Annotated in this window: 13 protein-coding genes; 7 read left to right on the forward strand and 6 right to left on the reverse strand. The window is 62.1% G+C overall.

The genetic code is table 11. The annotated features are described in order from the left end of the window. Positions 1–84: 84 nt before the first annotated feature. The 3 genes from AC1Q6D_RS11845 to AC1Q6D_RS11855 are packed head-to-tail and all read right to left on the reverse strand — an operon-like array spanning position 85 to position 2,671. Positions 85–1,134, reverse strand: coding sequence for an alkene reductase (locus AC1Q6D_RS11845; RefSeq protein WP_103403532.1), 1,050 nt, complete (start codon positions 1,132–1,134; stop codon positions 85–87). 30 nt (positions 1,135–1,164) lie between these two features. Further along, positions 1,165–2,331: an MFS transporter gene (locus tag AC1Q6D_RS11850; protein WP_103403531.1), complete on the reverse strand. Its 1,167-nt coding sequence runs from the start codon at positions 2,329–2,331 to the stop codon at positions 1,165–1,167. 37 nt (positions 2,332–2,368) lie between these two features. After that, positions 2,369–2,671: an ArsR/SmtB family transcription factor gene (locus AC1Q6D_RS11855; protein WP_103403530.1), complete on the reverse strand. Its 303-nt coding sequence runs from the start codon at positions 2,669–2,671 to the stop codon at positions 2,369–2,371. A 169-nt stretch (positions 2,672–2,840) separates the two neighbouring features. Here AC1Q6D_RS11855 and AC1Q6D_RS11860 point away from each other — a divergent pair, with 169 nt between their 5' ends. Then, positions 2,841–3,419: an acyl carrier protein phosphodiesterase gene (locus AC1Q6D_RS11860; RefSeq protein ID WP_103403529.1), complete on the forward strand. Its 579-nt coding sequence runs from the start codon at positions 2,841–2,843 to the stop codon at positions 3,417–3,419. Between the two features lie 107 nt (positions 3,420–3,526). Here AC1Q6D_RS11860 and AC1Q6D_RS11865 read toward each other — a convergent pair whose 3' ends face one another. Then, complete coding sequence (locus AC1Q6D_RS11865; RefSeq protein ID WP_103403528.1) at positions 3,527–4,318, reverse strand: lysophospholipid acyltransferase family protein; 792 nt, start codon at positions 4,316–4,318, stop codon at positions 3,527–3,529. Continuing rightward, positions 4,318–5,073, reverse strand: a complete 756-nt coding sequence (olsB, locus tag AC1Q6D_RS11870; protein WP_103403527.1) for an L-ornithine N(alpha)-acyltransferase — start codon at positions 5,071–5,073, stop codon at positions 4,318–4,320. The genes AC1Q6D_RS11865 and olsB overlap by 1 nt, the downstream gene beginning before the upstream one ends. Positions 5,074–5,227: 154 nt before the next feature. Here olsB and AC1Q6D_RS11875 point away from each other — a divergent pair, with 154 nt between their 5' ends. From AC1Q6D_RS11875 to AC1Q6D_RS11895, 5 genes are all read left to right on the forward strand, one after another. Continuing rightward, complete coding sequence (locus tag AC1Q6D_RS11875) at positions 5,228–6,106, forward strand: acyl-CoA dehydrogenase family protein (RefSeq protein ID WP_103403526.1); 879 nt, start codon at positions 5,228–5,230, stop codon at positions 6,104–6,106. 99 nt (positions 6,107–6,205) lie between these two features. Continuing rightward, the gene (locus tag AC1Q6D_RS11880) at positions 6,206–7,300 is read left to right on the forward strand and encodes a serine hydrolase domain-containing protein (protein WP_103403525.1); all 1,095 of its coding nucleotides are present in this window, start codon (positions 6,206–6,208) and stop codon (positions 7,298–7,300) included. After that, positions 7,297–7,623, forward strand: coding sequence for a hypothetical protein (locus AC1Q6D_RS11885; RefSeq protein WP_047526539.1), 327 nt, complete (start codon positions 7,297–7,299; stop codon positions 7,621–7,623). The genes AC1Q6D_RS11880 and AC1Q6D_RS11885 overlap by 4 nt, the downstream gene beginning before the upstream one ends. Before the next feature lie 132 nt (positions 7,624–7,755). Next, the gene (locus AC1Q6D_RS11890) at positions 7,756–8,346 is read left to right on the forward strand and encodes a YceI family protein (protein WP_103403524.1); all 591 of its coding nucleotides are present in this window, start codon (positions 7,756–7,758) and stop codon (positions 8,344–8,346) included. Position 8,347: 1 nt separating this feature from the next. Continuing rightward, the gene (locus AC1Q6D_RS11895; RefSeq protein ID WP_103403523.1) at positions 8,348–9,505 is read left to right on the forward strand and encodes a phospholipase D-like domain-containing protein; all 1,158 of its coding nucleotides are present in this window, start codon (positions 8,348–8,350) and stop codon (positions 9,503–9,505) included. A 66-nt stretch (positions 9,506–9,571) separates the two neighbouring features. Here AC1Q6D_RS11895 and bglX read toward each other — a convergent pair whose 3' ends face one another. Beyond that, entirely contained in the window at positions 9,572–11,863 is a 2,292-nt protein-coding gene (gene bglX / locus AC1Q6D_RS11900; protein ID WP_103403522.1) for a beta-glucosidase BglX, read from the reverse strand. 263 nt (positions 11,864–12,126) lie between these two features. Here bglX and AC1Q6D_RS11905 point away from each other — a divergent pair, with 263 nt between their 5' ends. Beyond that, entirely contained in the window at positions 12,127–12,732 is a 606-nt protein-coding gene (locus AC1Q6D_RS11905) for a LemA family protein (protein ID WP_103403521.1), read from the forward strand. The last annotated feature ends 10 nt before the right edge of the window (positions 12,733–12,742 follow it).

The following is a 12,742-nucleotide window of genomic DNA, read 5'->3' on the forward strand; positions in this document are numbered from 1 at the left end:
GCATTCGGGTCGGGTCGCTGTCAAGGGCAACAAAAAAGCCCCAACTCTCTCAAGTCGGGGCTTTTGCATTTCAACGGCTGACCATTACAACGTCGGGTAGTCGATATAACCCACCGGACCTTTACCGTAGAAGGTTTCCGGATGAGCCTCGTTCAGCGGCGCGTCGGCCTTCAGGCGTGCCGGCAGGTCCGGGTTGGCAATGAACGGTACACCGAAAGCGACGGCGTCAGCCTTGCCGGCGGCCAGCCAGGCGTTAGCGCTGTCCTTGGTGAAGCGTTCGTTGATGATGTACGGGCCACCAAAGGCTTCCTTGATTTGTGGGCCGAGGCTGTCAGCGCCTTCTTTCTCGCGGGAGCAGATAAAGGCGATGCCGCGCTTGCCCAGTTCGCGGGCCACGTAGGTGAAGGTCTCGGCCAGGTTGTCGTCGCCCATGTCATGGGAGTCGGCACGTGGCGACAGGTGTACACCGACGCGGCCGGCGCCCCAGACTTCGATCGCGGCGTCGGTCACTTCCAGCAACAGGCGTGCACGGTTTTCCAGGGAGCCACCGTAGATGTCGGTTCGCTGGTTGGTGCTGCTTTGCAGGAACTGGTCGAGCAGGTAGCCGTTGGCGCCGTGGATTTCCACGCCGTCGAAACCGGCGGCCTTGGCGTTCTCGGCACCGACGCGGTAGGCGTCGACGATGTCAGCGATTTCGGCGGTTTCCAGGGCGCGCGGGGTCGGGTAGTCGGACAACGGGCGAACCAGGCTGACGTGACCCTTTGGCTGGATGGCGCTTGGCGCGACCGGTTTTTCGCCGTTCAGGTACGACTCATGGGAGATCCGGCCGACATGCCACAGTTGCAGGAAGATCTTGCCGCCGGCGCCGTGGATGGCTTTGGTGACGTTGGTCCAGCCGCGTACCTGATCGTTGGACCAGATGCCCGGGGTGTCCGGGTAGCCAACGCCCATCGGCGTGACCGAAGTGGCCTCGCTGAGGATCAGGCCGGCAGAGGCGCGTTGTACGTAGTACTCGGCCATCAGCGCGTTCGGCACTCGGCCTTCGTCGGCGCGGCAGCGGGTCAACGGGGCCATGATGATGCGGTTGGACAGTTCAAGGTCGCCCAGTTTGATCGGATCGAAAATAGTCGTCATTAATTACAACCCTCGTGAGGTAATGGTCAATCAGTTAGTCGCAGGAGCCAGTTCGGGATTGCCGCTCTGGCGGAAAGTGATCAGGGTTGCCAGCAGGGCGAGCACCGCCAGTGCCGCTGCGGCGAGTGGTACGCTGGTCAGGCCGAAGCCGTGGGCAATCACGCTGCCGCCGATCCAGGCGCCGAGTGCGTTGCCGACGTTGAATGCGCCGATGTTCAGGGTCGACACCAGGTTCGGCGCGGCCTTGCCGTAGGTCACCACGTTGACTTGCAGGGCCGGCACGGCGGCGAAACACGCGGTGGCCCAGAGGAACAGGGTGATTTCGGTGGGGATCAGCGCGACGCTGGTCCAGGTCAGTACGGTGGAGACCACGGCCATGGCGATGAAGACGCCGATCAGCGTCGCGGCCAGGCCTTTGTCCGCCAGCTTGCCGCCGATGATGTTGCCGACGGTCAGGCCCAGGCCGATGAGCATCAGGCTCCAGGTCACGCCACGGGGCGAGACGCCGGTGACTTCGCCCAGCAGCGGCGCGACGTAGGTAAAGAGGGTGAACACCGAGGCGGCGAACAGCACGGTCATGCTCAGGGACAACCAGATGCCGGCGCCTTTGAGGGCGCGCAGTTCGGCACGCATGTCGAGTGTTTCTTCATCGCGCTTGGCCGGCAGAAAACGAATCAGGCCGATCAGCGCGATCACACCGATGACCGTCACCGCCCAGAAGGTCGAGCGCCAGCCGGCTTCCTGACCGAGCGCGGTGCCCAGCGGCACGCCGAGGACGTTGGCCAGGGTCAGGCCGGTGAACATCAAGGCCACGGCCGATGCACGTTTGTTGGCCGGCACCAGGCCCGCCGCCACCACCGAGCCAATCCCGAAGAAGGCACCGTGGCACAGCGCTGTCACCACACGGGCGAGCATCAGCACGTTGTAGTCACTGGCCACCGCGCACAGCAGGTTGCCGACAATGAATATGCCCATCAACGCCACCAGCGCAGCCTTGCGCGGCAGTTTGGCGGTGGCCAGCGCCATGAACGGCGCACCGATGGCCACGCCCAGGGCGTATCCGGTCACCAGCCAGCCGGCGCCGGGGATCGACACACCGAGGTCGGCCGCCACGTTGGGCAGCAAACCCATGATGACGAATTCCGTGGTGCCGATGGCGAAGGCGCTCAGGGCCAGGATGAGTAGCGAGAGGGGCATGGGTTAATTCCTTTTTTGAGCCGACTGACGTTAAGGGTCAGAGCTCTTTGCTGAAGGTCTTGAGGAACGCCTGGATGGTTTCCTCGTTGCGTTTGAAGAAATGCCATTGGCCGACTTTGCGGCTGCTGATCAGGCCGGCGCGTTGCAGGGTCGCCAGGTGCGCGGACACCGTGGACTGCGACAAGCCGCAACGTTGATCGATCTGCCCGGCGCAAACGCCGTGCTCGTTGCTGTGGGTCTGGTCTGGAAATTCGACGTCCGGGTCTTTGAGCCAGTGCAGGATTTCTCGCCGTACCGGGTGCGCCAGGGCTTTTATTATTTCGTCGAGATTGAGGGTCATGGGTGTGGGCTCGTGATGATTAAAACGCTATATCGCGATGGGGCGAACTTTAAATCGGTATTTCGCGATATACAAATATGATTTGGCTCTGACCAGCTCACATTTCGGTATATCGAGTTATAACGATGCGTTGGTGTGTAGTTATTGGGGGCAGTGCTAAGCTGCGCCCATGAACTATCTCGCACATCTTCACCTCGGTGGCCAGCGTCCCGGTCAACTGCTCGGCAGTCTGTATGGCGATTTCGTCAAGGGACGGCTGCAAGGGCAGTTCGATCCGGAGATCGAAACGGCCATCCAGCTGCATCGCAGCATCGACGTGTTCACCGATCGCCACCCGTTGGTGGATGCTTCGTTGTCGCGGTTTTCCCTGACGCGCAGGCGCTATGCCGGGATCGTCCTCGACGTATTTTTCGACCACTGCCTGGCGCGGGACTGGGTGCTGTACGCGGATCGGCCGCTGGAGCATTTCACCTCGGATGTATACCGGGTGTTGTCCAGTGAGCGGCAGTTGCCCGAACGGCTGGCGAAAATCGCACCGCACATGGTGGCCAATGACTGGTTGGGGTCTTACCGGGAGTTTGAGGTGCTGGAACAGGTGCTGAGGGGGATTTCCCGGCGCTTGACCCGGCCTGAGGAACTGGCCGCCGCGATGCAGGAATTGCGGGTGTTGTACGAGCCGTTGAGCGAGGACTTTCGGTTGTTCTATCCGCAGCTTCAGGATTTTGCGCAGAGCCATCCGACAACATAGATCACTGTGGGAGCTGGCTTGCCAGCGATAAGTCCGGATCATCCAACATCTCCATTGGCTGACCCACCGCTATCGCTGGCAAGCCAGCTCCCACAGGGGGGATGTGTTCAGGCCGCGATAGCGGGGCGCATCGGCGCCGGTTGTTTCTCCGGAATCGCCCCAAACAACACCTTCTGCACCGCCTGCTGCGCCTCGAACGCCAGTGCGGCGCGTTCGCGACCTTCGCAAGCGATCGGCTTGAGCAGATGGATTTCCACTTGCCCCCGGTCGTTGGCAAACAAACGCATCAGGTGCGACAGCAAATCATCTTCGCCAATAAACGGTGCCAGCATGCAAGGCTCACCGTCACGCACATAACGAATCGCCACCGGTTGCAGCTTCACTTCGGAATCAATCGCCGCCGACAACAAGCGACCGTGAAAGGTGCGCAGCGAACGGCCATCGGTGGTGGTGCCTTCCGGGAACATCAGCAGCGGGTGTGCCTGCTCCAGGTGGCGAGTCATCTGTTTGCGGATCAACTGGCTGTCGCCCGAGCCGCGACGGATGAACAGACTGCCGGCCTTGGCCGCCAGCCAGCCCGCCACCGGCCAGGTACGCACTTCGGCCTTGGACAGGAACGACAACGGCGTGAGCATCCCCAGCAACGGGATGTCGGTCCAGGACACATGGTTGCTGACCCAGAGCATCGACGTCTTCGGCAGTTCCCCTTGCACCGTCACGTCGAAGGGCAGGGCGTTGCTCAGGCGCGCCATGAAAAAACGCGACCAGCGCTGACGGCGTTCCATCGAGTGCGCCATGCCCAGGCGCTCGAACACCCCGAACACGGTGGCCATGCTCAGGCCGAGCCCGACCACCAGCAGCACCCGCGCGATTCGCGCGTACACGCGCAACCGACGCATCACACAGCCGCCTTGAAGTGTTTGGCGTAACGTGGGCAGAGCTCATCGCGCTTGAGCAGGATGAACACGTCCGCGACCTGGAAGTCTTCGTCCCAGCACGGCTCGCCGCAGATTTTCGCCCCCAGGCGCATGTAGGCCTTGAGCAGCGGCGGCATTTCGGCGATCACGTTCGATGGAATATCCAGGGTCGGCAGCGGCTTCTTCGGCTCGGCCCGCAGGTGTTCGGTGCACAGGTAGCGTTCGCGCAGGCGCTGCATGATCGCGTGGGCCTGAATCCCGCCGTCCTGCATCGGAATGCTCGCGCACCCCATCAAGTAGCTGTAGCCACCCTGGTTCAGCACTTCGGCCAGTTCGCTCCAGAGCACGGCGATGGTGCCGCCGTTGCGGTAGGCCGGGTCGACGCAGGTGCGGCCGATTTCCAGGATCGGGCCTTGCAGATGGATCAGGCCGTGCAGGCTGAATTCTTCTTCGCTGTAAAACTTGCCCAGGCTGCTGGCGGCGGTGTGATCGAGCAAACGAGTGGTGGCCACCAGGCGCCCGGTGTTGAGGTCACGCACGCCGATGTGGGCGCAGTGAACATCATAGTCGTCCATGTCCAGACCCAGTTCCGCGCCCTTGAGTGTGGCGTTGAATTCGCCGCTGAACACGTTGAAGCGCAGGGCCTGGGCTTCCTGCAGAGCCTCGATGCCGACCAGGCGTTCGGCTTGCAGGCGGCGTTCGTTGCCGGTGTCGCTGATGCGGGCGATCTGAGTCATGGCGAATCTCCGTGCGGGCTGTTCACTCGTCTTTGGGTGCAGCCGGTCGACTTTCTTTATGCAGCCGTGTTGTGCAAAGTCAGGCTATGTAGCGCCGGTGTCATCGCCGTTAAGCTTTGGTGATGCTTATATGACAGCCCACAAGGAGCCTCTTATGCCCTGGCAAAACCTGTTGATTCGCCGCGATCGCTTGCCCGCCAACCCGGACCTGGGTGAGGGCTTCGCGACCTTGTTGCACCTCTTGGGCTCGGTCACGCCCTTTGATTTGGCGGTGGCGGGGGGGCGGATGATGGCGACCCCGGGGCTGGCATTTCTGGTGGGGTATCAAGCGGCGTTGCGCATGTTGTGGCCGAGCGCGCCGTTGAGCCTCGGCGCGTTATGCGCCACTGAGCAGCGCAGCCTGCGAGTGGCGGACATGCAAACCCGTCTGCACGATTTGCGCTTGAGCGGGCGCAAGGATTTTGTCACCGCTGGCGATGCCGCCGACTGGCTGTTGATCGCGGCGCGCAGTGAGGCCCCCGGCGACGATCCGTGTCTGAGCCTGGCGGTGGTTTATCCCGATGAACCGGGCGTGCGAGTGGAAAAACTGGCGGCGATCCCGTTGATGCCGGACGTCAGCCATGGCCGGGTGTTTCTGGACAACGCTTTGTGCGAGTTACTGGCCGGGGACGGTTGGGACGCCTACGTCAAACCGTTCCGAACCCTGGAAGACATCTATGTGTTGAGCGCCATGACGGCGTGGCTGTACGGCGTCGGCCAGGACAGTGATTGGCCGCAAGCCTTGCAACTGCGCTTGCTGGCGCTGCTGGCCGGGTGCGCGGAAGTCAGCCGCCAGGCACCGAACAATCCGTGCGGGCATGTGTTGCTCGGCGGCTTGTTTGCGCAGTTCGAGGGACTCAAGGCTGAAATCAATCAAGCGCTGGCCGAAGGCCCGCCACAGTGGGCGGCGATGTGGCAGCGCGATCAGGCGGTGATGGATCTGGCAACGGGGGCACGGGGCAAGCGTCTTGCCAAAGCATTGGCGGCGATCTGACTGGCCCCAACGCGATAGCCATCGTTCCGGCAATGCAATTTTCAAAACTGTCATCAACCTCGACTAGGCTCAGAAGGTTAATCCCCACGAGCACTCGCCATGCCCAAAGGCCTGTCGCTGTTTGTTGTGTTGCTGTTCAGTCTCGCGGCCCACGCTGAAAACTGGCCTGGCGAACAGTGGTCACCCGGCCCGAGCGTCACCGGGCCTGCGCTTCGGACGTTTGAGAATTACGCCTTCCCACCGCGCAACGACACCACTCGCCAGGGTGTCCGCACCGATGCCTTGCTGGTGATTCGCGATGGCCAGTTGATCTTCGAGCGTTACGCTGGCCCGACCACCGCCGCAACGCCACACCTGACCTGGTCCATCAGCAAGAGCCTGATGGCCACGGTGCTGGGCGTGGCCTACGGCGAAGGCCGGTTCAATCTGCAGGACCCGGTGGCGAAGTTCTATCCGCCACTGAAAAAACACCCTGACATGACCATGGCCGACCTGCTGCACTGGGCCTCGGGCCTGGACTGGCAGGAAGACTACGAATACGCGCCATTGAAATCCTCGGTGGTGGCGATGCTCTACACCCGTGGGCACCGCGACATGGCGGCGTTTACCGTCGATCAGGACGCCTACACCGCGCCGGGTCAGGTGTTTCGTTACTCCAGCGGTGACAGCGGTCTGTTGTCCGCCGCGCTGAAGGGCATCGTCGGTCCGGCCCGCTATGCAGACTATCCGTGGACCGCGCTGTTTGAACCCCTGGGCATTCGCCATGCCATCTGGGAAACCGACGCCACGGGTATCTTCGTCGCCTCGTCCTACGCCTACCTCACCGCGCGGGATCTGGCGCGGGTCGGCCTGTTGATGGCCCGCGACGGGCGCTGGGGCGAGCGCCAGTTGCTGCCCAAGGATTGGGTGGCCTTCAACCGCGAACCCTTCGCCCGCTATCACGCCAGGCAGGATGACGCCGTGCCCGGCGGCCACTGGTGGCTCAACCGCGCCGTGGAGGGCGCGCCCCAGCCCTGGCCCGACGCACCCGCAGACACTTTCGCCGCACTCGGACACTGGGGGCAGGCGATGTACGTGATCCCCAGCGAAAACCTGGTGATCGTGCGCTACGGCGATGACCGCGACGACAGTTACCAACACAACCAGTTACTCAAACTCGCGCTCAAGGCCTTTGGCGGCAAGGTGCAGCCATGAACCGTCGCAGCTTCGTTCGTCGCCGGCCGTTCAGCACCCTGCTGTTGATTGTGCTGATCGTCTTGTCCGGCTGGATCTGGCGGGAGCGGGTGGCGCTGTCGGCGTTCCCGGACATCATCAGCGCCTACACCGCCAAGGAATATTGCTCGTGTCGCTACGTGATGAATAACGGCGCCGAGTACTGCCGTGGCTACGTGAAACAGTGGCTGCCCATCAGCGGGTTTACCGATGACGCCGCCAGCAAGCGCGTTACCGTCAGCGGTTTGGGACGCAGCAACAGTTCCGTGTGGATCGGTGAGCGTCAAGGCTGTCGCCTTGACTGAATCGACGTTTTTTGTGGCGAGGGGGTTTGCCACAGACGTGTGCCTTTGATTCAGGCTCTTTGGCATTAATGTTTGCAACCTGTGTCAGGGCAGTTAAGGTTCAGCACAGGTTTATCTGCCCCACGAGTCACTATGTTCAAGCGTTCCATCATCAAAAGCTTCTCCATCCTGCTGTTGGCCGGCGCTTCATTGTCGGCCCAGGCCAACTGGTACCTGGACGGCGAGTCTTCGCGGCTGTCGTTCGTCAGTACCAAAAACGCCAATGTTTCCGAAGTGCAGCGCTTTCTGGTGTTGCACGGCAAGGTCGATCCCAAAGGGGCGGCCGAGGTGGAGGTCGAGCTTGAATCGATCAACAGCGGCATTCCGTTGCGCGACGAGCGCATGCGCAAAGAACTGTTCGAGATCGACAAGTTTCCCGAAGCGCTGATCACCACGCAGATCGATCTGCGCCCGATCAACGATCTTGCCCCCGGTGCGCAGCTGGAACTGCGCTTGCCGCTCACCGTCAACCTGCATGGCCAGCAACACACCTACAACACCGAGTTGCTGGCGACCCGTCTCGATGACCGGCGCTTTCAGGTGGTGACGCTGGAGCCGGTGGTGATCAATGCCGAAGACTTCGACCTGGCCCCCGGCCTGGAAGCGTTGCGCAAGCTCGCTGGGCTGTCGGCGATCAGCCTGTCGGTGCCGGTGGGTGCGGTCCTGATCTTCACGGCGCGCTGACATGGCCGGCCCCGTCTTTCCCTGGCGTGAAGGCAACCACTTCGAACTGCTGATCGACGGGCCGCAGTTTTTTCCGCGCATGCTGGTGGCGATTGCCCGTGCCCAAGAGCAAGTTGAACTGGAGTTGTACCTGGTGGAGGCAGGTGCCTGCGCCGAGGCCATGGTTCAGGCGCTGGTCCAGGCCGCCGAGCGTGGTGTGCGCGTGCGTTGCCTGTTCGATGATTACGGCAGCCTGGCCTTCACGTTGAACCTGCGTCAGCGCCTGATGGCCGCCGGGGTCGAGCTGCGTTTCTACAATCGCCTGAGCTGGCGGCGTTGGGTCGGTAATTTCTACCGCGATCACCGCAAGCTGTTGCTGGTGGACCAGAGCCTGGCGGTGGTCGGCGGCACCGGTGTCACCGATGAATTCTGGACGCCGGGCGAGGATGTCAGTGAGTGGCACGAGGTGATGGTGGAAATCACGGGGCCGCTGGTCCTCGACTGGCAGTTGCTGTTCGATCGGCAATGGATCGCCAACCGCCATCGCCGCGCCTGGAAACCCGCCTCACACTTCGGCCTGCCGCGCTTGCCGCGGGTGCCCTCCACGGGCGAGGGCATGGGCCGGGTCGCCTATGCCGACGCCCGCCAGCATCGGGACATCCTGCATTCGCTGGTTCGTGCCTTGAACAGCGGGCACAAGCGAGTCTGGCTCGCCACCCCTTATTTTCTGCCGACCTGGAGAGTCCGGCGTTCATTGCGTCGCGCGGCGGGTCGCGGTGTCGATGTACGGCTGCTGCTGACCGGGCCGCGAACCGATCACCCTTCCGTGCGCTATGCCGGGCATCGCTACTACCCGCGACTGCTCAAGTCCGGGGTGAGGATTTTTGAGTACCAGCCCTGCTTCCTGCATTTGAAAATGGTTCTGATCGATGACTGGGTGAGCATCGGCTCGTGCAATTTCGATCACTGGAATTTGCGTTTCAACCTCGAAGCCAACCTTGAATCACTGGACGCCGGACTGACCCGGGCGGTGAAGGCGAGTTTCGAAAACGACTTCGCCTTGAGCCAGGAAGTGAGCCTGGAGTCGTGGAAGCGCCGACCGCTGTGGCGGCGGGTGAAGCAGAGGGTATGGGGATGGGTGGATCGGCTGGTGGTGAATCTGCTGGATCGCCGGGGATAGGTGCTACACCCAAAAACACTGTGGGAGCGAGCTCGCTCCCACAGGTACTTCATGCAGCTCTAAGGATTACAGCAGTTCAAAGCTCTGCTGCGTCACGTCCTCGGAATCCAGGCCGATCTGCACGTTGAACTTGCCCGGTTCCGCCGCGTACTTGAGCTGGGCGTTGAAGAACTTCAGGTCGTCCTCGGTGATGGTGAAGTGCACGACCTTCTGTTCGCCGGCCTTGAGCATCACTTTCTGGAAGTTCTTCAGTTCCTTGATCGGCCGGATCATTGAGCCGGTCACGTCCTGGATGTACAGCTGCACCACGGTTTCGCCGTCACGCTGGCCAGTGTTTTTCACCGTGACGCTGGCGTCGAGCTTGCCGGTCTTGTTCAGCGTGGTCGATGACAGGGCCATCTCGCTCAGGCTGAAGTCGGTGTAGCTCAGGCCATAGCCGAACGGGTACAGGGGGCCGGTGGTGTCATCGAAATACTGCGAGGTGTAGTTGCCCGGTTTGCCCGGCGTGAACGGCCGGCCAATGGTCAGGTGGTTGTAGTAGGTCGGAATCTGCCCCACCGAACGCGGGAAGGTGATCGGCAGTTTGCCGGACGGGTTGTAGTCGCCGAACAGCACGTCGGCGATGGCGTTGCCGCCTTCGGTGCCGCTGAACCAGGTTTCCAGGATCGCGTCAGCCTGTTCCTTCTCTTCGAGAATCGACAGCGGACGGCCATTCATCAGTACCAGCACCAGCGGTTTGCCGGTGGCTTTCAAGGCGCGGATCAGCTCGCGCTGGTTTTCCGGGATATTGATGTCGGTGCGGCTCGAGGATTCGTGGGACATGCCACGGGATTCACCCACGGCGGCCACCACCACATCGGCATCCCTGGCGGCCTTGACTGCCTCATCGATCAGCACATTGGCCGGACGCGGGTCATCGACCACTTCCGGGGCATCGAAGTTGAGGAAGTTCAGGTAATCGAGGACTTTCTTGTCGTTGGTGATGTTGGCGCCACGGGCGTAGATCAGCGTTGCCTTGTCGGCGACGGCGGCGTTCATGCCGTCGAACAGGGTCACCGATTGCGCGGGTTTCCCGGCGGCGGCCCAGCTGCCCATCATGTCGATCGGCGCCTTGGCCAGCGGTCCGACCAGCGCGACTTTCGCGGTTTTCTTCAGTGGCAGGGTCTCGTTCCGGTTCTTCAGCAGCACCAGGCTGCGACGCGCCACATCGCGGGCTTCGGCGCGGTGCAGGCGGCTGTCGGCGTAGGTGTCGGCCGGGTCATCCTCGGCCTTGCCGATGCGCAGGTACGGGTCCTTGAACAGGCCCATGTCGTACTTGGCGCCCAGTACGGCACGCACGGCGTTGTCGATATCGCTTTGCTTGATCTCGCCAGACTTCAACAGCCCCGGCAGCTCTTTGCCATAGAGCGTGTCGTTCATGCTCATGTGGATGCCGGCCTTGATCGCCAGCTTCGCCGCTTCGCGACCGTCAGCGGCCACGCCGTGCTTGATCAGTTCGAAAATCGCGCCGTGGTCACTGACCGCCAGCCCCTTGAAGCCCCACTCCTTGCGCAGCAGGTCGTTCATCAGCCAGGTGTTGGCGGTGGCCGGCACGCCGTTGATCGAGTTCAGCGCGACCATCACCCCGCCAGCGCCGGCGTCAATGGCGGCGCGGTAGGGCGGCAGGTAATCCTGGTACATCTTGACCGGGCTCATGTCGACCACGTTGTAGTCGCGACCGCCCTCGACCGCGCCGTACAGGGCGAAGTGCTTGACGCTGGCCATGATGCTGTCGGCGGCGTTCGCGCCGGCGCCCTGGAACGCCTTGACCATCACGCCGGCAATCCGCGAGACGAGATAAGTGTCTTCGCCGAAGCCTTCGGACGTGCGACCCCAGCGCGGGTCGCGGGAGATGTCGACCATCGGCGCGAAGGTGATGTCGAGGCTGTCAGCCGCGGCTTCCTTGGCGGCGATGCGCCCGGACAGGCCGATGGCATCCATGTCCCAGCTCGAGGCCAGGGCCAGCGGGATCGGGAAAATGGTGCGGTGGCCGTGGATCACGTCATAGGCGAAGAACATCGGGATCTTCAGCCGGCTGCGCATCGCCGCGTCCTGCATCGGGCGGTTTTCCGGGCGGGTGATCGAGTTGAACGTACCACCGATGTTGCCAGCCGCGATTTCCTTGCGGATCAGCTCCCGGGGCATTTCCGGGCCGATGCTGATCAGGCGTAACTGGCCGATTTTTTCATCGAGGGTCATTTGCTTCATCAGTTTGCTGATGAAGGCGTCCTTGTTCTCCAGAGGTGCGGGCGTCGTGGCGGCCAATACGTTATGACTGGCCAGGCTGACGAGCAGGCCCAGCAAACACAGCTTCTTCATGAATAGTTTTCTCAAGGGCCCAAACGGCGATGTACACACGCCGGCCAGCCAAAATTTAGGGAGCGACTATTGTTGTTCGGGTGCAGACTCGATAAACGACAGCCAAAATACGGCAGCCGAATCGGATGCGTCTTTGCGCAGGGGCTCTTTTTAGCCCATCGGCCCGTTGCAATCCAGAGGCGCGGGCGATTATGCCCCAAGAGCCGACCCAGAAGGTTTCACGGTCGGTTTTTTCATTAAATGTACAAGGGAGCATCATCCTGATGAATGTCAGTCCAACCTACCGTTCTCGCTTGCAGGTCGCCACGCTGCTGGTGCTGGCCACATTGCTGACCGCCTGCGGCATCAACAATATTCCGACCCTCGATGAACAGGCCAAGGCTGCCTGGGGCCAGGTGCAAAACCAGTATCAGCGCCGTGCCGACCTGATTCCCAATCTGGTGGAGACCGTCAAGGGCTACGCCAAGCACGAAGAGGCAACCCTGACTGCGGTGATCGAAGCCCGGTCCAAGGCCACGTCGATCCAGGTCGATGCTTCGACCCTGGACGACCCGGCAAAACTCAAGCAATACCAACAGGCTCAGGATCAGCTCAGTGGTGCGTTGAGCCGGCTGATGGTGGTCTCCGAGCGCTACCCGGACCTCAAGGCCAACCAGAACTTCCTGGCCCTGCAATCGCAACTTGAAGGTACCGAGAACCGCATCGCCGTCGCCCGCCGCGATTTCATTCTTGCGGTGCAGAAGTACAACACCGAAATCCGCACGTTCCCCGGACGCCTGTGGCACAGCGTGATGTACAGCAATCTGCCGATTCGCGAGACCTTCGAAGCCACGCCGGGTTCGGAGAAGGCGCCCGAGGTCAAATTCTGAATTACCGTCG

This window comes from Pseudomonas sp. MT92 (assembly GCF_058792515.1).